Origin of the sequence: Polaromonas glacialis (genome assembly GCF_000709345.1) — a bacterium.
GTDB lineage: Bacteria > Pseudomonadota > Gammaproteobacteria > Burkholderiales > Burkholderiaceae_C > Polaromonas > Polaromonas glacialis.
The window spans coordinates 3302775-3324780 of the sequence record NZ_KL448323.1; the positions used below are offsets into that span (position 1 = coordinate 3302775).

23 protein-coding genes are annotated in these 22006 nt (G+C 65.1%); 9 read left to right on the forward strand and 14 right to left on the reverse strand.

Annotated features, from left to right (window positions below):
- Positions 1–31: 31 nt before the first annotated feature.
- Genes EC86_RS0116195 through EC86_RS0116205 form a run of 3 tightly spaced genes read right to left on the reverse strand, consistent with a single transcriptional unit; the run spans position 32 to position 2123 of the window.
- On the reverse strand, positions 32–976 hold the full coding sequence (locus tag EC86_RS0116195) for a dihydrodipicolinate synthase family protein (protein ID WP_029526808.1): 945 nt from the start codon (positions 974–976) through the stop codon (positions 32–34).
- Entirely contained in the window at positions 973–1680 is a 708-nt protein-coding gene (locus EC86_RS0116200) for a GntR family transcriptional regulator (protein ID WP_029526809.1), read from the reverse strand. The genes EC86_RS0116195 and EC86_RS0116200 overlap by 4 nt, the downstream gene beginning before the upstream one ends.
- Positions 1677–2123: an RbsD/FucU family protein gene (locus tag EC86_RS0116205; protein ID WP_029526810.1), complete on the reverse strand. Its 447-nt coding sequence runs from the start codon at positions 2121–2123 to the stop codon at positions 1677–1679. Before EC86_RS0116205 ends, EC86_RS0116200 begins: the two co-directional genes overlap by 4 nt.
- Before the next feature lie 140 nt (positions 2124–2263).
- Between EC86_RS0116205 and EC86_RS0116210 the strand changes: the two genes are divergently transcribed.
- The 5 genes from EC86_RS0116210 to EC86_RS0116230 all read left to right on the forward strand — a co-directional run bounded on the left by EC86_RS0116210 (position 2264) and on the right by EC86_RS0116230 (position 7878).
- Complete coding sequence (locus tag EC86_RS0116210) at positions 2264–3268, forward strand: aldo/keto reductase (RefSeq protein ID WP_029526811.1); 1005 nt, start codon at positions 2264–2266, stop codon at positions 3266–3268.
- Entirely contained in the window at positions 3265–4107 is an 843-nt protein-coding gene (locus EC86_RS0116215) for an amidohydrolase family protein (protein WP_029526813.1), read from the forward strand. Before EC86_RS0116210 ends, EC86_RS0116215 begins: the two co-directional genes overlap by 4 nt.
- 44 nt (positions 4108–4151) lie before the next feature.
- Positions 4152–5354 carry a fumarylacetoacetate hydrolase family protein gene (locus EC86_RS0116220; protein WP_029526814.1) on the forward strand — a complete coding sequence of 401 codons (1203 nt, stop codon included), beginning with the start codon at positions 4152–4154 and terminating at the stop codon, positions 5352–5354.
- Between the two features lie 642 nt (positions 5355–5996).
- Entirely contained in the window at positions 5997–6791 is a 795-nt protein-coding gene (locus EC86_RS0116225; protein WP_029526815.1) for a hypothetical protein, read from the forward strand.
- 25 nt (positions 6792–6816) lie between these two features.
- The gene (locus EC86_RS0116230; protein WP_029526817.1) at positions 6817–7878 is read left to right on the forward strand and encodes a TAXI family TRAP transporter solute-binding subunit; all 1062 of its coding nucleotides are present in this window, start codon (positions 6817–6819) and stop codon (positions 7876–7878) included.
- A gap of 65 nt (positions 7879–7943) precedes the next feature.
- Here the strand turns inward: EC86_RS0116230 and EC86_RS0116235 are convergent, their stop codons facing one another.
- From EC86_RS0116235 to EC86_RS0116260, 6 genes are all read right to left on the reverse strand, one after another.
- Complete coding sequence (locus tag EC86_RS0116235; RefSeq protein ID WP_029526818.1) at positions 7944–8999, reverse strand: malate/lactate/ureidoglycolate dehydrogenase; 1056 nt, start codon at positions 8997–8999, stop codon at positions 7944–7946.
- Between the two features lie 21 nt (positions 9000–9020).
- On the reverse strand, positions 9021–10547 hold the full coding sequence (locus EC86_RS0116240) for a UxaA family hydrolase (RefSeq protein WP_029526819.1): 1527 nt from the start codon (positions 10545–10547) through the stop codon (positions 9021–9023).
- 131 nt (positions 10548–10678) lie between these two features.
- On the reverse strand, positions 10679–12070 hold the full coding sequence (locus EC86_RS0116245) for a TRAP transporter large permease (protein WP_029526820.1): 1392 nt from the start codon (positions 12068–12070) through the stop codon (positions 10679–10681).
- Between the two features lie 68 nt (positions 12071–12138).
- The gene (locus tag EC86_RS0116250) at positions 12139–12693 is read right to left on the reverse strand and encodes a TRAP transporter small permease (RefSeq protein ID WP_029526821.1); all 555 of its coding nucleotides are present in this window, start codon (positions 12691–12693) and stop codon (positions 12139–12141) included.
- Positions 12694–12769: 76 nt separating this feature from the next.
- A complete protein-coding gene (locus EC86_RS0116255) occupies positions 12770–13771 on the reverse strand; it encodes a sialic acid TRAP transporter substrate-binding protein SiaP (RefSeq protein ID WP_029526822.1) in 1002 nt (333 codons plus the stop codon).
- A gap of 85 nt (positions 13772–13856) precedes the next feature.
- Positions 13857–14588 carry a FadR/GntR family transcriptional regulator gene (locus EC86_RS0116260; RefSeq protein ID WP_029526823.1) on the reverse strand — a complete coding sequence of 244 codons (732 nt, stop codon included), beginning with the start codon at positions 14586–14588 and terminating at the stop codon, positions 13857–13859.
- 158 nt (positions 14589–14746) lie between these two features.
- On the opposite strand from EC86_RS0116260, the gene EC86_RS0116265 reads away from it, so the two are divergent.
- The 3 genes from EC86_RS0116265 to EC86_RS0116275 all read left to right on the forward strand — a co-directional run bounded on the left by EC86_RS0116265 (position 14747) and on the right by EC86_RS0116275 (position 17356).
- Positions 14747–15478: an SDR family oxidoreductase gene (locus tag EC86_RS0116265; RefSeq protein WP_029526824.1), complete on the forward strand. Its 732-nt coding sequence runs from the start codon at positions 14747–14749 to the stop codon at positions 15476–15478.
- Between the two features lie 54 nt (positions 15479–15532).
- Positions 15533–16381, forward strand: coding sequence for a fumarylacetoacetate hydrolase family protein (locus EC86_RS0116270; RefSeq protein ID WP_029526825.1), 849 nt, complete (start codon positions 15533–15535; stop codon positions 16379–16381).
- Positions 16382–16582: 201 nt separating this feature from the next.
- Positions 16583–17356, forward strand: a complete 774-nt coding sequence (locus EC86_RS0116275) for a class II aldolase/adducin family protein (protein ID WP_029526826.1) — start codon at positions 16583–16585, stop codon at positions 17354–17356.
- A gap of 9 nt (positions 17357–17365) precedes the next feature.
- On the opposite strand, the gene EC86_RS0116280 is transcribed toward EC86_RS0116275, so the two are convergent.
- The 3 genes from EC86_RS0116280 to EC86_RS0116290 are packed head-to-tail and all read right to left on the reverse strand — an operon-like array spanning position 17366 to position 18782.
- Positions 17366–18223, reverse strand: a complete 858-nt coding sequence (locus EC86_RS0116280) for a transglutaminase-like domain-containing protein (RefSeq protein WP_029526828.1) — start codon at positions 18221–18223, stop codon at positions 17366–17368.
- 59 nt (positions 18224–18282) lie between these two features.
- Positions 18283–18597, reverse strand: coding sequence for a hypothetical protein (locus EC86_RS0116285; RefSeq protein ID WP_029526829.1), 315 nt, complete (start codon positions 18595–18597; stop codon positions 18283–18285).
- Complete coding sequence (locus EC86_RS0116290; RefSeq protein ID WP_029526830.1) at positions 18597–18782, reverse strand: DUF1328 domain-containing protein; 186 nt, start codon at positions 18780–18782, stop codon at positions 18597–18599. Before EC86_RS0116290 ends, EC86_RS0116285 begins: the two co-directional genes overlap by 1 nt.
- Positions 18783–19246: 464 nt before the next feature.
- Here EC86_RS0116290 and EC86_RS0116295 point away from each other — a divergent pair, with 464 nt between their 5' ends.
- The gene (locus tag EC86_RS0116295) at positions 19247–20356 is read left to right on the forward strand and encodes an alkene reductase (RefSeq protein WP_029526831.1); all 1110 of its coding nucleotides are present in this window, start codon (positions 19247–19249) and stop codon (positions 20354–20356) included.
- A 66-nt stretch (positions 20357–20422) separates the two neighbouring features.
- Here EC86_RS0116295 and EC86_RS0116300 read toward each other — a convergent pair whose 3' ends face one another.
- Both EC86_RS0116300 and EC86_RS0116305 read right to left on the reverse strand, forming a co-directional pair.
- Entirely contained in the window at positions 20423–21067 is a 645-nt protein-coding gene (locus EC86_RS0116300; protein WP_029526832.1) for a thiamine phosphate synthase, read from the reverse strand.
- Between the two features lie 37 nt (positions 21068–21104).
- Positions 21105–21866: a thiazole synthase gene (locus tag EC86_RS0116305; protein WP_232229970.1), complete on the reverse strand. Its 762-nt coding sequence runs from the start codon at positions 21864–21866 to the stop codon at positions 21105–21107.
- Positions 21867–22006: the final 140 nt, after the last annotated feature.

Below are 22006 nucleotides of genomic sequence, written 5' to 3' on the forward strand. Positions count from 1 at the left end.
TTGTAAAGAAATCGGGGCCGGCAGGCCAAGCTCAGTCGGATTCGGGATCGATGCCGAATTCCCGGATGGTTTTTTCCAGCGCCGTGAACTCGTCGGCGCTCAGCGCCACCAGCGGCGCGCGCACGCGCAGCCAAGCCGGCTCGCCGCTCAGCATCGCCATGATGCCCTTGAGCGCCGGCATCAGCGAATAGCTGTCGAGCAGGCCGATCAGCTCGATCACGCGCTCGCGTTCGGCCGGGGTGGTCGGCGCATCGGGCTGCGTCACCAGCCGGTCCACTACGCGCGGCATGAAGTTGGCCAGGCCGCTGATGGCGCCCGTGCTGCCGCGCCGGCCCATTTCGGGCAGGTCGGGCTCGAAGCCGACGTACACCGTCAGGTCCTTCATGAAGGCCTCGGCTAGGCCGATGGAATGCGCGGTCGTGCAGGCGCTGTCCTTGATGCCCAGGATGGTGTCGGGGTACTGCTGCTTGAGCGTGGCGATGACGTGGTGGGACAGGCTGACGCCGGTGACCTGCGGGATGTGGTACAGGTACATCTTCAGTTTGGGCAGGTCCTGGCCCATGCCGTCGATCACGTAACGGTAGCTGTCGATGATGCCCTGGTCGGACACGCCCTTGAGGAAAAACGGCGGCAGCATCAGGCAGCCGTGCACGCCGGCGCTGACCGCGTGGCGCGTCAGCGCCAAGGTTTCGGGCAGCGCGGCGCAGCTGGTGGACACCATGATCTGCGCGGCGGGAATGCCGTTGGCGATCAGCTGCTCGACGGCTTCCTTGCGCTCGGCCATGGAAAACGACGGGCCTTCGCCGGTGGTGCCAAAAATGGTCACGCCGGGGCAGCCCCGGGCGATCAGCGACTTGCAGTGGACGGCCAGCGTAGCGTGGTCAATGCCCAAGTCGGCATTGAGCGGCGTCAGCAGGGCGGGCCAAATGCCGCTGAAGGCGGCGGTTTTTTGATCAGGATTGGGGGGTGTCGTCATCCAGGGTTCTCCAAAGACCACGGCATCGCGGGCCGCGGCAGTCCAAGCACGCGAAGGTGCGCGCTTTCAATGTGGTGGCAGAGGCGCTCAAGCACGGATTGCGCGTCGCGCCGCTTGAGCGCCTCGATAAACCAGAGGTGCTCTTCCATCGCCGGAACCAGCACCTGCGGCGAAAGCGTCGAGCCTTCGAGCTTGATCAGGCGCACGCGCAGGCTGTTGATGCGGTACACCTCGGAAATCAGCTCGTTGCCCAACGCGTCGATCATCAGGTCGTGCAGGCCCCAGTCCACCGCCGTGGCATCCTTGAGCAGCCCGTCGTCAATGGCGCCACTGCGCGCGCGCTGCACGATGTCCAGGTGGTTTTGTTCAATGGCCGCCAGTTCGCGGTCGGACACCGTGGTGACGAAACGGCTGGCGGCCTCGCGTTCCAGCAGCTGGCGCAGCTGGAAGGCGTTGTTGATCAGTTTCAAATCGACATGCGCCACCTGCAGGCCGCGCTGCGGCACGGTCTTGAGCAGGCCCTCGGCTTCCAGGCGCGGAATCAGCTCGCGCACGGCGCCCAGCGGCATGCCCAGCAGCTGCATCAGTTCGCGCTGCGAGATGAACTGGCCGGGGTGGATGTTGGCATCGACGATCTGCTGCTGAAAGCTCGCATAGGCCTGCGCGCGCAGGCTGGTGGTGGCGACGGCGGGTGCGGTACTCACGGCGCGTCGCTGGCGATGACGCCCTTGCGCAGCAAAATGTTGCCGTATTTGCGCGATTCGCCGGTGCGCAGGATCAGGAAAGCCGACTGTACGCGCTGGTAAAAAGCAAACCGCTCCAGTGTGGCGGCGGGCGCTTCGCCGGCCTCTTGCAAGGCCGCCGCGAACTCGGCCACCGGCCCGGGCACCGCGACGGCATCGCCCACCACCTGCATGGTCCAGGCCGCTTCAGGCACGAAATTATCCAGCGGCAGGACCTGCAGCACGGCCTTCAATGCCTGCGTGGCGTTGGCGCCGGCCAACTGCACCAGCCGCGCGCCACCCTTGCCGGCCATGCTGGCCGCCGGAAAGTTCGCATCGACGATGGCCACATCGTCGCCATGGCCCATGCTGGCCAGCGCATGCAGGGCATCGGGTGTCAGCAGCGGGGGAATGTTTTTCAGCATGGTAAAGGCGTTGTTTGTGGGCTAGGGCTGGCTGGCGTCGAGGGCGTGCGATTTGTTGTCGGAACCCCGGGATTTCCCGGTGTCAATGACTGACATGTTAGTTATACGATGGGTAAACTTTTATTGGGATTTACCCTGAAATGAACATTTTCTTTCCGCCCTGCGCCGGCAGCGGCCTACGGCTCGGCCTGGGCGGCGCGCCGCTGGGCAACCTGTTCGAAGCGGTCAGCGATGGCCAAGCCCGGCAGCTGGTCGAAGCGGCATGGGCCAGCGGCTGCCGCAGCTTTGACACCGCGCCGCACTACGGCCACGGCCTGTCCGAGCGGCGGCTGGGCGATGCGCTGCGCCAGCATCCGCGTGATGCATTCGTGCTGTCGAGCAAGGTCGGGCGGCTGCTCGTGCCCGATGCTGCCGCCCCGCGCGACCAGCATGGCTATGTGGATATCCTGCCGTTCCGGCAAGCCTGGGATTTCAGCACCGCCGGCACGCGCCGCGGCGTGGAGGACAGCCTGCAGCGCCTGGGCCTGGCCCGGCTCGACTTGGCCTATGTGCATGACCCCGACGCAGCCACGCATGGCGTCCATGCGCCCAGGGTATTGCGCCAGGTGCTGGACGAAACCCTGCCTGCGCTGCGGCAGCTCAAAGCCGAAGGCCTGGTCGGCGCCATCGGGCTGGGCACCAATGACGTGGACGTGGTGCTGCGGGTGCTTGCCGGGGCTGACCTGGATGTGCTGATGCTGGCCGGGCGCTACAGCCTGCTGGACCATAGCGCGCTGCCCGGGTTGCTGTCGCAATGCGCGGCGCGCGGCGTTCGCGTGGCGCTGGGCGGGGTGTTCAATTCAGGCATCCTGGCCACCGGCACGCGGGGCGGCGCGGCCACGTTCAACTATGCGCCGGCGGCAAGCCAATGGCTGGAACGCACCGCGCGAATCGAAGCGGTGTGCGACGCCTTTGCCGTTCCCCTGCGGGCGGCGGCGCTGCAGTTTCCGCTCGCGCATCCGGCGGTGGGCATCGTCATGCTGGGCGCGCGCAAGGTGGCGGAATGGGAAGATGCGCAAGCCATGCTGCGGCACCCGGTGGCGCCTGAATTCTGGGCCGCGCTGCGGGCGCAGGGCCTGATTCCTCTGGAGGCGCCCACGCCATGACCATTGACGCGCATTTTCATTGCTGGCAACTGGCGCGCGGCGACTATGGCTGGCTGAGACCCGCGCTGGCGCCGATCTACCGCGATGTGGCCGTCAGCGACTGGCAGGCCCAGTCGGTGCCGCATGGTGTGACCGGCGGCGTGCTGGTGCAGGCCGCGCCGACCGAGGCGGAAACCGCTTTTCTGCTGGCGCAGGCCGACGCCCACCCCGCCGTGCTGGGCGTGGTCGGCTGGGTCGATCTGGCCGCTCCCGACGCGCTGGCGCGCATTGAAAAGCTGGCGCGCCATCCCCGGCTCAAGGGCTTGCGCCCCATGCTGCAGGACATGGCCGATCCCAAATGGATTCTGCAGCCCGCGCTGGCGCCGTCGCTGCAGGCCATGGCCGATAACGACCTGGTGTTCGATGCGCTGGTCAAGCCGGCGCACCTGGCGCACATCCTGACGCTGGCCGGGCGTCATCCGGGTTTGCGCATCGTCATCGACCATGCCGGCAAGCCCGACATTGCCGCCGGCCAGTGGCAGCCGTGGGTCGACGGCATGGCCCGGCTGGCGTCGCGGACCGGCGCCTGTTGCAAACTCTCTGGCCTGCTGACCGAGGCCGGACCAGCCCCAGCGCCCGGCGCCGTGCAGCCCTGGGCAGCGCATGTGCTGGCCTGCTTTGGCGCCGAGCGCCTGGCGTGGGGCAGCGACTGGCCGGTGCTGGAATTGGCCGGCAGCTATGGCCAATGGTTCGCCGAGACACGGCAATTGCTCGCCGGATTGAGTCCGCAGGCGCAAAGCGCCGTGATGGATGGCAATGCCCGGCGGCTCTACCGGCTGCCAGCGGCATCTGCCACCTGAATCCTTACTTCCCCTTGATCAACACTGAAAACGGAGACGCTCCCATGAAAAAAATGCCCGCCACGCCCTGGCTGCCTGAAGACGGACTGACCGGAACGCTGGTCGGCCGCGCGTGGGTTCCCGGCCCGGTTCCGGGGCCATCGGTCATCGTGCTGCGCCCGGACGGCGTGTATGACCTGTCGGCGCATTTCGCCACCATGAGCGATTTGCTCGATGCGGCCGATCTGGTCGCGCAGGTGCGCGCAGCCCCGGGCCGCCTGGTTGGCAGCATCGACCAGCTGATGCCAAGCGCGGCCGCGCAGTCCGACGACCCGCAGACGCTGCGCCTGCTCGCGCCCTGCGACCTGCAGGTCATCAAGGCCGCCGGGGTGACCTTTGCCGCTAGCCTGATCGAGCGGGTGATCGAGGAGCAGGCCCGGGGCGACGCCGCGCAAGCCGCCGCCGTGCGCCAGCAGGTCGTGGAGCTTCTGGGCGGCGACCTGGGCGCCATCAAGCCCGGTTCGGCGCAGGCGATGCAACTTAAGGCGCTGCTGATCGAAAAAGGCCTGTGGTCGCAATACCTGGAGGTCGGCATCGGTCCCGACGCCGAGGTGTTCACCAAGGCGCCGGTGCTGTCCAGTGTTGGCAACGGCGCGCAGGTCGGCATTCATCCCGGTTCAGCCTGGAACAATCCCGAGCCCGAGATCGTGCTGGCCGTGAACAGCCGGGGAGAAACGGTGGGCGCCAGTCTGGGCAACGACGTGAACCTGCGCGACTTCGAGGGCCGCAGCGCGCTGCTGCTGGGCAAGGCCAAGGACAACAACGCATCGTGCGCCATCGGGCCGTTCATCCGGCTGTTCGATGCCAGCTATTCCATGGACGATGTGCGCCATTGCACCGTCAGCCTGCGGGTGGAAGGAAGCGACGGCTTCGAGATGCACGGCAGCAGCTCGATGGCGAAGATCAGCCGCGACCCGCTCGACCTGGTGGCGCAGACGCTGGGCGCTCACCACCAGTATCCCGATGGCGTGATGCTGTTCCTCGGAACCATGTTCGCGCCGACGCAGGACCGGGGCCAGCCAGGCAGCGGCTTCACGCACCGGCTGGGCGACATGGTGCGGATTTCCAGCCCGCAGCTCGGCCTGCTGGTCAATGAAGTGAACCACTGCGACCGGGCAGCGCCGTGGACCTTCGGGCTGCGCGCGTTCTATGCCAATCTGTCGGCGCGCGGGCTGTTGACGCAAACCGCTGGCTGCGCGGTTCCGTAACGGGGTAACCACTACCCGTTCTGGCAGGATGTTTTTAGTCCCGACGCCGTGGGTTCCAGGGTAGAAATCACGGTACACACCAAAGTCGGCACGCGTGCTTTCTGCCTTTTCGGGTGAGAGCACGGCTTTGCAATAAAAAGCAAAGTTGCAAGCTTTGCAACGCATTGTTTTGTCACCCTCCGGGCTTGCGCTGGCGCGATATGGTCGGCTCATGGTCATCATCAAGCATTCAGCGGCATTGTTCACGACGCGTCTGGTCCTCGGAACATGACCCTGGCAAAAGCATGGAACAGATGGCGCGCGGCATTTGCCCGTGAATTGCCCAAAGCCGAGCCTGTGCCACCGCAAACCACGTCCCAGCCACCTCAACCCGGTGCGCCATTTCCACCGTCGGGGTTTGGCCAGCCCAAGCCCGATGTTGCGCCGCCAGCGGCTCAACCTGAACCGACGCCAGCGCCCGGCGCATCGGCCCTGCTGGACGCATGGAGGGCGCGGGAGTCAGCGTTGATTCACCCGCCGGGTTCGCCACAGCCCGACAGTCCGCCGTTCCCGCCAAGTCCTGGCCCGCCAAAGCCAGCGGCCCCTGCCCCAGGATCCGTCGCTTCCGGTCCGAGGCGATTTGCGTCCCTGGCCCCGTGGCTTGTGGTCATTGCGGCGGCCATCGGACTGGGTGGATGGCTGCTGCTGAACACAGCGCCTGCAGACCTGCCGGGCAGCGAACGGCCAAATGCAGCACGGCCCGAACCTGCGCAAGCGGCATCGGGGCCACTCGTCATGTGTCCCTCGGAACCCGTGGTGCCAGCGGCGGGCGACAAGGACGGGCAGTTTCCCATGCAGGCCGACGTTTCGGGCCTGCTGGCGGTGGACATTGCCTCTTTCGTCGTCCTGAGCCAGGAAGCCTCGGCTGCAGGCCGTGCGCGCGACGCCGAGGTGGGTTTGCTGATGTCGTGCAAGATCGCGGACAAGCTCAAGGGCGCGGCTTCGGTCGAGTCCGCCGACGCGAAATACCGGCTGGGATCGCACTATGCCAACCTCGGCCGTCGTGAAGGTCCTGCGGCCGCTCCCAATCGCGCCGAATTGCTGGCGCGCGCGCAAACGCTGCTGGCCGACAGCGTGCTGACGTATTCGACCCGGTTTGGCGAGAACGACGACAGGTCGCGGCTGGCGGCCAGCGCCCTGGCATCCGTCCGGCAGACACTGGCGCAGTTAGCGCAGCCGCAGTCCGCACCGCCTGTATCAGTTGCACCGCCTGTGTCGCCCGGTGGAAATGGCGTTGCCGGTGCAGAAAAGTTGCCAGCCCCTTCGCGGCCCGGCATCGCGGCCAGGCCGCCTGCCAGGCCTGCACCGGCCACTGAAGCCAGGGAAAAACCCCGACAGACCGCGCCCGTCCTTAAAGAATGCCCTCCGGCCGTTGCAACGCTGGGGCTATGCGACTGACCTTCATGAACCAGGAGAAAACAGCATGGACAAACTGATCCTGAGCGTACTGCTGACAGCAGGAATGCTTTGCCACGCTTCGATGGCGGCGGCTGAAGTGAATTACAAGATCGTGACCGCTTCCGAGCGCGGCACCTACATCAAGATAGGGCGCGATCTCGCCGAGTTCGTGGCGCCGTCGGCGGACATCCAGCTCGACGTGCTGCCGTCAGCCGGATCGGCCGAAAACGTCAGGCTGCTGCGCTACGAGCCAGGCGTCAAGCTGGCCCTGGTGCAGTCGGACGTCTACCAGTCGTATCTTGACATTGCAGCCAAGGGAAATTCTGCCGCCAGCGCCTTGATACGGCCGCTTCGCGTGATCATGCCGCTCTATAACGAGGAAATTTACTTCATCGTGCGGGCCGATTCGGAGCGCAACTTCATCCACGAGATCAAAAACGCCAAGCTCAACGCGGGCGAGTCGGGAAGCGGCACGGCGCTGACCTCGGCCACGCTCTACCGCCTGATGTTCAACGAGGCCATGCCTGACAGCGCAAGCTTTCTTTCCAACGAGGAGGCCCTGGCCAAGCTCGTCACCGACAAGACCATCGACGTGGTCGCCCTCGTTTTGGGCCAGCCAGCCAAACTGCTTGTGGACATGAAGCCCGAGTCGCGAAAGCTCATCAAGCTGCTCAAGTTCGACCCCAGCCACCCCTCCAGCGAAGCGGTTCTCAAGACCTACTTTCCCGCCACCGTGCGTGCCAGCAATTACCCCAGCCTGCTGGCAGAAGATATTCCGGGACTGGCGGTCAAGGCTTTTCTGGTCACCTACGATTTCCGCCTCAGGGACACCGGAAATAACCTGAGAAACATGGCCCGCTCCTTGTGCCAGAACTTTTCGCAGCTCCAGGAAAAAGGACACCCGAAGTGGAAAGAGGTTGAACTTTCCCTGCCGGAACTCGGCCGGGGATGGATCTACTACGCACCGACGGCGCGCGAGCTTCGGTCCTGCGTGGCTGAAACCGCCAAGATGGGAACGGTTGTGAAATCAAGGCAGCCGGCCAAAATGTGCTCGCAGCAGGAACGCATCCTGGGCCTGTGCCCATAGCCTCGGACGCCCAGCCGTGGCCAGACATGGCAACCCCGGGTGAAAGCTGCAACAGCCCATGCAAATCAAATGCGGGCGCCGACCTTGCCTGCAGCCTCGACGATTTCTTGCCAGGTCTGAAGGTCCACCTCGATCCCGTCCTGCTCGCGCTGCAGGCGCATGGCATGCTCGGGCTCTCCGGCAATCTGCACACGGTCAAACCCGTCGGCGGGAGGGCTCTGGCGTAGCCAGTCCACAAAAGCCCGGGCCTCGGTGTCAAACGCTGTCTGGGTGCCCAGCTTGACCGGGTCGATCAGCACGGTCAGCATGCTGTTGAGGATGGCCCGGCTGTGGACGTTGGTGGAATGCCAGGTGCCGCCGCCGGTCAGCGCGCCGCCCAGCAATTCGCAGGTCACCGCCAGCCCGTAGCCCTTGTGTTCGCCAAAGGGCATCAAGGCGCCAAAAAATCCGTTCGGCTGCGGCACGACGACCACGCCGGGGTCGGTGGTCGGATGGCCGTGCTCGTCCATCAGCAGGCCGGGCTGGACTGTCTTGCCCTGGTTGTAGGCGACGCGCATCTTGCCCTGGGCCACGCGGCTGGTCGCAAAGTCCAACACGAAAGGCGGCTGGTCTTTCAGCGGAATGCCGATGCAACACGGATTCGTGCCAAAGCGCCCGTCGCTGCCGCCCCAGGGCGCGACCACGGCGCGCGACTTGACGTTGACGAAATGCAGCGACACCAGCCCTTCGGCCACGGCCATTTCAGCAAAGTGGCCAATACGCCCCAGGTGGTGCGACTCGGCCAGCGCCAGGATGCAGTTGCCGTACCGCTTCGCTTTGTCGATGCCCAGCGCCATCGCCTGCTCGCCGATGACCTGGCCGTAGCCGCGCTGGCCGTTCAGGCTGAGCAGGCTTCCCGCATCCAGCACCGTCTGCACGCTGGCGTTGGGCACCAGGCCGCCTTCGAGCACCGCATCGACATAGCGCGGCAGCATGCCCACGCCGTGCGAGTCGTGGCCGCTCAGGTTGGCCATGACCAGGTTGGCGGCGACTTTTTCGGCTTCTTCGGCCGAACTGCCAGCTGCTTCTAAAATGCTAGCGCAACAGGCCCGCAGGACAGGCGGAAACAGGGTTTTTGACATAATTTATAGCGTTGAAAAGGTTCACATCACCGCGCCGACTTGCCAGGGCACAAACTCGTTCTGCCCGTAGCCGTGCTGCTCGCTCTTGCTCTGCCGGCCCGAGGCCGTGGCCAGCACCTGCTCGAAAATGCGTTGTCCCATGGCCTGCACCGACACGCCGCCGTCGATGATCTCGCCGCAGTTGATGTCCATGTCTTCCTCCTGGCGTTGCCACAGCGCCGAGTTGGTCGCCAGTTTCAGCGACGGCGAGGGCGCGCAGCCATAGGCCGAGCCACGCCCGGTGGTGAAGCAGATCACGTTGGCGCCGCCCGCCACCTGGCCGGTGGCGCTGACCGGGTCGTAACCGGGCGTGTCCATGTAGACAAACCCGTGGGCGCTGACCGGCTCGGCATATTCGTAGACCGCCTCCAGGTTGCTGGTGCCGCCCTTGGCGACCGCGCCCAGCGACTTTTCCAGGATCGTCGTCAGCCCGCCGGCCTTGTTGCCGGGCGACGGGTTGTTGTTCATCTCGCCGCCGTTGATCTCGGTGTAATGCTCCCACCACTTGATGCGGGCGATCAGCTTTTCGGCGATGTCGGGCCGCACGGCGCGGCGCGTCAGCAAATGCTCGGCGCCGTAGATTTCCGGCGTTTCGCTCAGGATGGCGGTGCCGCCGTGGGCCACCAGCAGGTCCACCGCTGCGCCCAGTGCCGGATTCGCGCTGATGCCCGAGTAGCCGTCGGAACCGCCGCATTGCAGGCCGATGGTGATGTGCGCGGCGCTGCAGGGTTCGCGCTGCACGTCGTTGGCGCGCGGCAGCATGTCCTTGATCAGCGCGATGCCTTTGTCCACGGTTTTTCGGGTGCCGCCCGTGTCCTGGATGTTGAAGACGCGAAAGTTGTCGCCCTCGCGCAGGGCACTGTGGGCCAGCCAGGCGTTGATCTGGTTGGCCTCGCAGCCCAAGCCGACCACCACCACGCCGGCAAAGTTGGCATGCGTGGCATAGCCCGCCAGCGTGCGCTCCAGGATCTGCATCCCCATGCCCTCGGTGTCCATGCCGCAGCCGGTGCCGTGGGTCAGTGCCACCACGCCATCGACGTTCGGAAAATCCTGCAGCGCCGACGGGTGGGTCTGGCGCGAGAAGTGGTCGGCAATGGCGCGTGCCGCAGTGGCCGAGCAGTTGACGCTCGACAAAATGCCGATGTAGTTGCGGGTAGCGACCCGGCCATCGGCCCGCTTGATGCCCATGAACGTCGCTTCGCGCAAGGGCGTTGCCGGCTTGACGTCGGCGCCAAAAGCGTAATCCCGCGCAAAGTCACCCTTGTCCGGCCCCATGTCCAGGTTGTGGGTGTGCACATGCTCGCCCGGTGCAATCGGCTTGCTGGCAAAGCCGATGATCTGGTTGTAGCGCCGCACCGGCTCGCCTGCCGCCAGCGCGCGCGTGGCGACCTTGTGGCCGGGTGGAATCAGGCCGCGCACGGTGATGCCTTCGACCTGTGTGCCGCCGACCAGCTGGGCCCGGGCAATCAGCACGTCGTCGGCGGGATGAAGGCGGATAAAGGGAGTCATGGTGGAGTTGGGTTTGGGTTTGGGATGAGGCACCGGTTCAAGGTGCTGGATTAATTCGGAGACTTGATCGGTTGGGGACAGAGCAAGGCCTTTCGCTTCGCTTCAGGTACCTTGGTCTTTCCCGCAACAAATCAGTAGAACATTTTCGGCAGCCACAGCACCGCCTTGGGAAAGTAGGTGATGATCCCCAGGCTCACCAGCAGCGGCACCAGCCACGGCAGGATCGCCATGGTGGTGCGTTCCACCGACAGCTTGGCGACACGCGCCAGCACGAACAGCACCATGCCCATCGGCGGGTGCAGCAGGCCGATCATCAAGTTGAGCACCATGACCAGCCCGAAATGCACCGGATCAATCCCCAGCTTTTGCGTGATCGGCAGCAGGATGGGCACCAGGATGGTGATGGCGGCGGTCGGCTCCAGGAAGCAGCCGACGAACAGCATCAAGAGGTTGGCCAGCAGCAAGAACACCCAGGCTTCCTGCGTCAAGCCCAGCACCCATTCGGCAATGCCCGCCGTCACGCCGGTGGCCGTCAGCATCCAGCCGAAGATGGATGCCGCGGCGACGATGAACAGCACGGTGGCGGTGGTTTCGACCGTGTCCAGGCAGACCTTGACGAACATCCTGAACTTGAGCGTGCGGTACCAGGCAAAGCCCAGCACCATGGCCCAGACGCACGCTGCAATCGCGCCTTCGGTGGGCGTGAAGAGGCCGGTGGTCATGCCGCCGATCAACAGCACCGGCGTCATGATCGGCAGCACGGCTTCAAAGCTGAAAATCTTGTCGAGCACAAACAGCGCCACCAGCCCCAGAAAGACGGTGAGCTGCGGCGGTGCGCCGGCCTGGATCAAGCCCCACAGCGCCAGCGGCCAACCGGCCACCACGGCGAGTTCGACCAGCGCCTTGCCAAAGCGGCTGCCGGAAAAATGGATGTCGCCGCCCCATTTGTTCTTGTGCGCAAAGTACGCCACCGTCAGCATCATCAGCAACGCCAGCATCAGGCCCGGCAGCAGCCCGGCCAGGAACAGCGAGCCGATGGACACGTTGGCCATCATCCCGTAGATCACGAAGGGCAGGCTGGGCGGAATGATGGGGCCCAGCGTGGCCGACGCCGCCGTCACGCCGACGGCGAACTCGGAGGAATAGCCATGCTCCTTCATCGCCCTGATCTCGATGGTGCCCAGCCCGGCCGCATCGGCAATCGCCGTGCCGCTCATGCCGGCAAAGATCACCGAGCCAACGACGTTGACATGGCCCAGGCCACCCTTGAGCCAGCCGACCAGCGCGAGGGCAAAGTTGTAGATGCGCGTCGTGATGCCAGCGTTGTTCATCAGGTTGCCGGCGAGGATGAAAAAGGGCACGGCCAGCAGCGGAAAGCTGTCAATGCCCGAGACCATGCGGTGGATCACCACGAACGGCGGCAAGCTGCCGCTGAACAGGATATAGACCAGCGAGGCACCGGCCATGGCAATGGCCACCGGAATGCCGGCGCCCATGAAGATCAGGAAAAATATTTTCAGCATGTGGGTTCGCTTGGGAAGGGCGGTGGGAGAGGGCTGGACTGGCTCGATGGGGTGAGGGCTGCCGGGCTCTACCGGTCCTGCATGGTGGCGTCGGGCCGCTCCAGCACGCTGTAGCCGCGCCGGTAATGGATCACGGCGACCTGCACCGAGCGCAGCAGCATCACCGCAAAGCCAAGCAGGCACAGCCCATAGACGATGTTCATCGGCAAATCAACCACCGTCATCCGGGTCTGGTTGCCGATCTTGAGCATCATTTGGACCGTCAGGCCCACGGCGGCTGCAAAGAAGGCGATCCGCACTGCATCCACGAATCCCGACATCAGCCGGCCCACACCGGCGTTCATGTGGCGGTAGAAGAAATCGACCTGGATGTGGTTGTTCTTGACCACGCCGATGGCCGCGCCGATGAACACGACCGCGATCAGCTGGTAGCGGGCGATTTCCTCGGTCCAGGCGGCCGAATCGTTGAACACATAGCGGGTGATGAACTGGTAGAACACGGTCAGCCCGAGCAGCCAGAAAAAGACCAGCGCGAGCCAGGCCTCCGGCTTCGTGGTGGACAGGTCGAATGTCTCGTCCTCGGTGTGGAACTCGCCGTCGTCGCTGATGATTTTGTCGCTCATGGGCACTCCGCAAACAGTCATTCGGGTCACAAGACGGGCCGCCAGGCCCGAAAGCAAGGCGGCCAGCGCGCATCGCTTACTTCAGCGCGGTGATGCGGTCGTAGTCCTGCTGGCGGTAGCCGTGGTCGGTCGGCTTGGTATTTTTCAGCACCGCCTCGCGAAAGGCCGCCTTGTCCACCGTGATGACGTTGTTGCCCCTTTTCTTGAACTCCTCGGCCAGGCGGATTTCAGAAGCGATGATCTCGCGGCCGGTCTTTTCGGCGGCTTCCTGCATCACGTCGGAAAAAATCTTTTTCTCGTCGGCCGACAGCTTGCCCCACAACTGGCCGGAGGTGATGGTCAGCAGCGAGTCGATGATGTGGCCGGTCAATGAAATGTTCTTTTGCACTTCGTAGAACTTCTTGGCCTCGATGGTCGGCAGCGGGTTTTCCTGCGCATCGACGGTGCCGTTCTGCAGCGCCAGGTAGACCTCGGCAAAGGCAATCGGCGTGGCATTGGCGCCCAGCGCCTTGGGGAAGGCCAGGTAGGCCGGCGCGTCGGGCACGCGGATCTTCAGGCCCTTCATGTCCTCGGGCTTGGTCACCGGCTTGGCGGCGCTCGACGTGACGTGGCGCGCGCCGTAGTAGTTGAGCGCGGTGATGTGGTTGCCGCTCTTGTCGTCGTAGCCCTTGGCGAGTTCCTTGAACACGTCGCTCTTGGCATAGCTCAGCAGGTGCTCGGCGTCGCGGAAGATGAAGGGAAAGTAGGTGACGGCCAGCGGCTTGTAGGTGTTGCCGGCAAAGCTGGCGCCGCTCAGGATGATGTCCACCGAGCCCAGCGTCAGGCCCTGGTTGATGTCGGCTTCCTTGCCCAGCGTGGACGCCGGGAACACCTGCACCTCGTACTTGCCGTTGGTTCGTTTCTTGATTTCGTCGCCGGCCCACACCGACCATTTGTGAAACGGCTCGGAGGTTTCATAGACATGCGCCCATTTCAGCTTGGTTTGCGCCGATGCCATTCCGGATAGGCCCATTGCGCCCGCCAGCAGGGCGCAATACGCTATGGTTTTGAGAGTGCTTCGCTTGTTCGGATGGTTCATGATGTCTCCTCTGTGGGTGGGTTGCTGGCTTTGCCGGGGACGGGCGATGCACACGCCAGTCGTGCACCGCTTGTGGGGTGGACAGCTACTTGGGCTTTTGTGCCTGCCGCCAGCTCACGCTGAAACGGGTGTGCGAGTTGTCCATGTGCTGGTGCATCGCCAGCCGGGCGGCGGCCGGGTCGCGGCTGCGGATCGCCAGCAGGATCGCCTCATGCTCGGCGATGGCGGCGCGCCAGGAATCCAGGGTTTCAAAATAGCCGGTCAGCCGCTCGAACAGCGGCCCGCGCCGCGAGTCCCAGAAGCGCTGCACGGTCTCGATCAACACCACATTGCCGCAGGACTCGACGATGGCGGTGTGAAAGTCGCGGTCGCCTTCAAGCGGCAGCACGTCCTGGTCGGCGTCAAGTTGCATCCGGGCCAGCGCCTGGGCCATGGCCGCGATGTGCCCGGGCCTGGCCTCGGTGGCGGCGAGGGCGGCGGTTTCGCCTTCCACCACACGGCGTGCGCGGATCAGTTCCAGCGGCCCCCATTCGTCGTCGGGAATCTGCGGCTGGCGGGCGGCGGCATGGCTAGCCTGGCTGCTGCGGTCCAGCACATACACGCCCGAGCCGGTGCGCACCTCGACCCAGCCTTCGACTTCCAGCGCAATCAGCGCCTCGCGCACCGACGGCCGGCTCACGCCCAGTTGTTTTGCCAGGTCGCGCTCGGCCGGCAGGCGGCTGCCGACGGCCAGTTCGCCTGCGCTGATCAGCGTGCGCAACTGCGCGGCGATCTGCCGGTACAGGCGCTGGGGTTCGACGGTTTGAAGAAGGGACATGCGCAAAAAGCTGAAAATTCGAATTAAGGGTTAGCCAGAATTGGCCAAGTGGTAAGGCCAATTAATAATCCCATGGAACAGGCGGCTTACCCATCCGGCAAAACCCTGCCCTGGCGCCTGCGGCTGTGCCGATCGACAACCCCTCGCAAGGAAACAAGATGAGACTCGAAGGAAAAACCGCGCTGGTGACCGCCGCTGGACAGGGCATCGGCAAGGCGAGCGCGCTGGCCATGGCGGCCGAAGGCGCGCAGGTCTGGGCCACCGATGTCAATCCGGCGCTGCTCGCCGGTTATGACGGCGTGGCCAATGTCCGCACGGCGGTGCTCGATGTGCTTGACAAGCAGGCTATTCAAACGCTGATGAACGACTTGCCGCCGCTCGATGTGCTGTTCAACTGCGCCGGCTTCGTGCATGCCGGCTCGGTGCTGCAGGCCACCGACGCCGAATGGGACTTTGCCTTTCAGCTCAATGTGCGCGCGCAGTTCTGGATGATCCAGGCGGCACTGCCCAAGATGCTGGCCAACCAGGGCGGCAGCATCGTCAACATGGCCAGCGCCTGCGGCTTCAAGGGCCTGCCCAACCGCTTTCTGTACGGCGCCTCCAAGGCCGCCGTGATCGGCCTGACCAAGAGCGTCGCCGCCGACTACGTGGGGCAGGGCGTGCGCTGCAATGCGGTCTGCCCCGGCACGGTGGACACGCCGTCGCTGCAGGAGCGCATCAATGTGTTTGACGACCCGGTCGAGGCGCGCAAGGGCTTTGTCGCGCGCCAGCCCATCGGCCGGCTGGCGCAGGCGCATGAAATCGCGCCGCTGGTGGTGTTTCTGGCCAGCGACGAATCGGCGTTTGTCACCGGCCAAGCCTACAACATCGACGGCGGCATCACGATCTGACGCCATGGGCTGAAGATGAACTGATTCACCCCCCTAAGGAAAAAAGGAAACCTCATGAAACTCGTTCGCTACGGCCGCCCCGGCCAGGAAAAACCTGGCCTCATCGATGCGTCAGCCCAGCTGCGCGACCTGAGCAGCATCGTCAGCGACATCGGCCCGGACCAGCTGGGTGATGCCGCGCTCGACGCCCTGCGCCAGCACGACGCCAGCGCCCTGCCGGCGGTCGAAGGCTCGCCGCGTTTGGGCAGTCCGCTGACCGGCGTGCGTAAATTTATCGCCATCGGCCTGAATTACGCCGACCATGCGGCCGAATCCGGCCTGCCGATTCCCGCAGAGCCCATCGTCTTCATGAAGGCCACCAGCTGCATCCAGGGACCGGACGATGCGGTCATGCTGCCGCGCGATTCGGTCAAGACCGACTGGGAGGTCGAGCTCGGCGTGGTCATCGGCACCCGCGCGCGCTATGTGGAAGAAAGCGAGGCGCTCAACCATGTCGCCGGCTACTGCACCATCAACGACGTCAGCGAGCGCGAATTCCAGATCGAGCGCGGCGGTACCTGGGACAAGGGCAAGGGCTGCGACACCTTCGGGCCGCTCGGGCCGTGGCTGGTCACGCGCGACGAGGTGCCCGACCCGCAGAACCTGGGCATGTGGCTGGACGTCAACGGACGGCGCATGCAGACCGGCTCGACCCGGACGATGATTTTCAGCGTGGCCAAAATCGTCAGCTACGTCAGCCAGTTCATGACGCTGGAGCCCGGCGATGTCATCACCACCGGCACGCCGCCCGGCGTCGGCATGGGCATGAAGCCGCCGGTCTACCTGAAAGCAGGCGACCAGATCGCGCTGGGTATTGACGGGCTGGGCGAGCAGCGCCAGGTGGTGGTCGCCTTCCAGCGCTAGGTGATTTGCCCGGAAAAACAGCCAAAAGCCCGGTTTTCGCACTGTCCACGGGCAGTATTAGCTATATTTTAAATAGCATTAACCGGTATTTTCCCGGCTCCGAATCCGGGCCGGAGCCAGGGTGTCGCGCGGGAAACACCGTACCGGGCGGCAGGCGTTGTAGGCTGTCGGCCCCATCACGTATATCCCAGGAGGCACCCCTTGAACATTCCTTCCCTGCAGGGCGCGGTCAGCGCCGAAGAATGGCAGCTGCGCTGCGACCTGGCGGCCTGCTACCGGCTGGTGGCGCTGTACGGCTGGAGCGACCTGGTGTTCACCCACATCAGCGCCAAATTGCCCGAGTCGGTTAGCGGCCTTGGTGCGCACCAGTTCCTGATCAATCCCTACGGCCTGATGTTCGACGAGATCACCGCGTCCAGCCTGGTCAAGGTGGACGAGCAATGCAACAAGGTCATCGACTCGCCGTTTCCGGTCAACCCCGCCGGCTTCGTGATCCACAGCGCCGTGCATGAAGCCCGGCTTGACGCGGCCTGCGTGCTGCACACCCACACGCGGGCCGGCGTGGGCGTCAGCGCGCAGGCCGGCGGCATCTTGCCCATCAGCCAGCAATCGACCTTCGTGCTGGCGTCGCTGGCCTACCATGACTATGAAGGCGTGGCGTTCAGGGACGACGAAAAGCCGCGCCTGCAGGCCGACCTGGGCCGCGCCAATTTCCTGGTGCTGCGCAACCACGGCCTGCTGGTGGTCGGAAAGTCGATTGCCGATGCGTTCCTGAGCATGTACACCTTTGAAAACGCCTGCCGCATCCAGGTGGACGCGCAGGCCGGCGGCGGCGCGCTGACGCAGGTCAACCCGCTGATCGTCAAGGGCGTTTCCGAAGCGATGCGCGTGCAGACCGGCGGCCTGGGCGGCGCCTTTGTCTGGCCGTCGCTGATCCGCAAGCTGGACCGGAGCGATACCAGCTACAAAACCTGACGGCGGCGCTTAAAACCCGGCCAAGCCCAGCGATGCGGCAGCCGCCGGCTCGGCGTCGCTGCCTTTGCCATCAGCGGGAAATTCGCCCTCATCGACGGTGATTTCCTTGCGCAGCATTTTCACGTCGCCAAAAATCGTGGCGAAAGCGACGTCCTTGGCGTCGCGGCCGGTGCCAATGCGCACCAGCCGGTCGATGGGCGCCATGCGCGTGGCGTCGAACAGCACCCAGCGGCCGTCGAGCCAGGCCTCGAACACGGCGTGAAAGTCCTGCGGCGGCTCGGCGAAATTCACATAGCCCACCACCAGCCGCGCCGGAATGTTCAGCGCCCGGCACAGCGTGATGCCCAGGTGCGCAAAGTCGCGGCACACGCCCACGCGCTGCACGAACACATCCTGCGCCGTGGTGGTCGGCTGGGTGACGCCCGGCTGGTAGTCGACCGACTCGTGAATCCAGCTTTCCACCGCGCGCACCCGGCCCATGCCCGGCGGCAGATGGCCGAACAGCTGCTGCGCCACGCGGCGCAGCGAATCGGATTCGCAGTAACGGCTGGGCATCAGGTAATGCAATACGTCGTCGGGCAGGGCGCTGACGGGCGACTCGTCCAGGTGCAGCGGCTGCGCGGACGGATGCAGCTGCACCCGGGCATGGTAGTTGACCGACAGCACGCCCTTGGGCGCGTCCAGGCGGATGAAGCGGTTGCCGCTGCGCTCGTCGGAAAAATGGCGCACCTTCATGCTCGGCGTGATGGTCAGCCGCTCCTCGACGACCTCGTGGCCGGGATGGAAGGCGGCGCCGATGTTGAGCAGGAAATGCGCCGGGCTGCTCACTTCGTATTCGAGCAGGCAGTCAACCAAAGAGGTATGCATGGGAGGGTTGTTTCGTGTAGGACAGACAAAAAAGGCCGGCTGCGTGACCAGCCGGCCGGCTAATCATGCCTGCCCGGCCGGGGGGAAGGCGAATCGGTGCCGGAAAACCAGTTCTTGCAGGTCACGAACACGACGCGGACGGCGCGCTCCAGGATGTCGGCTGACAGCGCGGAACGGCGGCGCGCCCTGAGCCGGAACACCAGCAGGAACTCGGCGATTCTGGAGGGAAACCCGACCTGGCGCTGGGGCGCGATGGCCGGCACCGGGTGGGTTTCGGATTCACGGGGTTCTTCGCGGGACGACCAGCCCTGAAAAAGACGGTCCTTCAACCGTGACACCACCGTTGCGGGCGGCTTGCTGTCGGTGGGCTCCATCACTTCATCATTTTCTTGGCGGCGCCCACACCCAGCGCGGCCAGCACGATGAAAATGAGCGCCAGGATCAGGAACAGGCCGAACAGCACCTTGGCAATTCCCGCCGCTCCGGCTGCAACGCCGCTGAATCCCAGGGCGCCTGCAATCAGTGAAATCACCGCAAAGATAATTGCGTACTTGACCATTTCTATCTCCTTTCAGTGCCGTGACCACAAGCCCGGGGCACACGTCCATCCGTTAAAACCATGCGTAAGACGATGCTTCCCATCGTAAAAGCGCGTGCCGGTTTTCAGAATAAGCACCGCCCTTTGCACCTTGTAGGACATCGCCTTGCCGGTGCCGCGAATTTCGCCTGCCTGCTGATCAGAGTCCGCTATCGTGACATGGTTCAATGAGCGGGGAATGAGGCATTTTCCATGCCATTATGGCCCGATGGTCAAACCGGGAAGCTCGGGCAAAAACTGTTTTTCCTGACCAGAATCAGGGGCTTCGGGTGGCCTGCGCCGCAGGCCCCGGTTCATAATCGGCAGCTAGTTTTCTCAAGGCTTGCCGTGCGCCAGACGGCCCGGACAAGCCGATCCGGTGCAGCACGCCTGTGTCTCCGTTCTGGCCGGCGGCCTGCCTTTTCACACCAGAACCAGGAAATCCAATGCCTTCTTTATTCGACACCGTCCAGGCCGGCGATCTGCTCTTGGCGAACCGCATCGTGATGGCGCCGCTGACGCGCAACCGCGCGCCCGACGCCATTCCCACGCCGCTCATGGCCGAGTACTACGCCCAGCGCGCCACGGCCGGCCTGCTCATCACCGAAGCCACGGCCATCAGCCACCAGGGCCAGGGTTATGCCGATGTGCCCGGCCTGTACGGCACCGAGCAGCTCGACGGCTGGAAGCAGGTCACCAAAGCCGTGCATGACGAAGGCGGAAAGATCGTGGTCCAGCTCTGGCATGTGGGCCGCGTCTCGCATTGCGAGCTGCAGCCCGAAGGCGGCCAGCCGGTGGCGCCTTCGGCCATCACCGCCAGGACCAAGACCGTGCTGATCCGGGACGGCGTGCCGACCTTCGTGGCCACGTCCGAGCCGCGCGCGCTCGACGCCGGGGAACTGCCCGAGATCGTTCACACCTACCGGGCGGCGGCGCTCAATGCGGTGGTCACCGCCGGTTTCGACGGCGTGGAAATCCATGGCGCCAACGGCTACCTGCTCGACCAGTTCCTGAAGAACGGCTCCAACCAGCGCACCGACGACTACGGCGGCCCCATCCGCAACCGCGCGCGCCTGATGCTGGAGGCGACCCGCGCCGTGGTGGACGCGATTGGCGGCGGCCGCACCGGCATCCGCCTGTCGCCGGTCACGCCGGCCAACGATGCGTTCGACAGCGACCCGCAGCCGCTGTTCGAGTACGTCGTCAAGCACCTGGCCAAGCTGGGTCTGGCGTATGTCCACATCATCGTCGGCGCCACCGGCGGCGCGCGCGATATGCCCGAGCGCCCGTTCGACTATGCGGCGCTGAAGGCAGCCTACCGCGCAGCCGGCGGCAAGGGCGCCTGGATGGTCAACAACGGCTACGACAAGGCGACGGCCGAGCAGGCCCTGAAGGACGGCGCCGACCTGGTCGCCTTCGGCAAGCCCTTCATCTCCAATCCGGACCTGGTCAGGCGCCTGCGCACCGATGCACCGCTGAACGAGCCCGACAAGGCGACCTTCTACGGCGGCGGCGCCGAAGGCTACACCGACTATCCCGCGCTACTGAATGAATAGCTGAAAGTGCCCGCTGCGTCTGCGCAACAAGGCATTTTGATGCATGAAATGGGGTTCAGGGCGCATTTAGCCGGCAGCCAGCCGCAGGCCGGCCAGCGCCGCCTGCTGCGGATCATCCGCCAGCGTCACCGCGCTGACCACCGCCACGCCATCGTTGCCGCCGTTCAGGCAGGCCAGCACGCCGGGCAGGCGCTCCAGCGAAATACCGCCGATCGCCACCACCGGATACGGCGTGGCCAGCGCGGCCCATTCCTTCAATTGCGCCAGGCCGACCGGCTCGTAAGGCATGACCTTGAGCGTCGTCGGGTAGATCGGGCCAATCGCCAGGTAAGACGGCTGCACCGCTTGGGCGCGCGCCAGTTCGGCCGGCGTATGCGTGCTCAGGCCCAGGCGCAGGCCGGCGCTGCGCAGGGCGTCAATGTCTGCGCTGTCCAGGTCTTCCTGGCCCAGATGCACGCCATAGGCGCCAGCGGCCAGCCCGATCTGCCAATGGTCGTTGATGAAAACCTGTGCGCCCGACACACTTTTACCGGCTTCGACGGCGGCATTCACTTCGCGTTCGATCTCGGCGGGCGTGTGGCCGGCGGCCTTGAAGCGCAGCTGGATGGTGCGAACGCCCCAGCCGAGCAGGCGCTGCACCCAGGCGGCGTCATGCACGACGGGGTAAAAGCCGATGGGGCCGGTCAGGGATGCGAAGGGCGTGGAGGTCATGTCGGTCACCGCGTAAAAAAGGACTCTTCGGATGGCATCAGTTCGCATGCCAGAACGGCACGCCGACGGTTGTCGTGGAGGCCTGCGCGGCGGCGCGCTCGGGCATGGGCGTCGATTCATACGCGGCGCGGCCAGCCGCCACGCCGTCGGTAAAGGCGCGCGCCATGCGCACCGGGTCGCCCGCCTGCGCGACGGCGGTGTTCAGCAGCACGGCGTCAAAGCCCAGTTCCATCACCTGCGCCGCATGCGACGGCCGGCCCAGCCCGGCATCGACGATCAGCACCGCATCCGGCAGGCGGCGGCGCATGGTTTCCAGCGCATACGGGTTCAGCGGCCCGCGCCCGGTGCCGATGGGCGCGGCCCACGGCATCACCGCCGCGCAGCCCGCCGCATGCAGGCGCTGGGCCATCACCAGGTCGTCGGTGGTGTAGGCGAAGACCGAAAAGCCGTCCTTCGCCAGTGCCGTGGCGGCCTCCAGCGTGGCCACGGTGTCGGGCTGCAGCGTGTAGTCGTCGCCGATCACTTCGAGCTTGATCCACGCGGTGCCGAAAATCTCGCGCGCCATCTGCGCCAGCGTGATGGCCTCGTTGGCGCTGTGGCAGCCGGCGGTGTTGGGCAGGATGTGGCAGCCCAGCGCCTGGATGCGCTGCCAGAAGCTCGCGCCGCCGCCGCTCTCGGGCTGCAGCCGGCGCAGGCCGACGGTCAGCACTTCGGTTCCGCTGGCGCGCACCGCGTCGCCCAGCACCTGCGGCGACGGGTAGTGCGAGGTGCCGAGGAAAAACCGGCTGTTCAATGTCATACCGGCCACCGTCCAAGGGCTGCCGTGGGCGATGGGAAGGGCTGCGGAAATAGTCATGTGAATTGCTTCTTTAATTAGCCCCTGCGCAGTACACGGCGCAGGTATTGCTTTCTATCAGTAAACGCCATGGAACTGGCTTT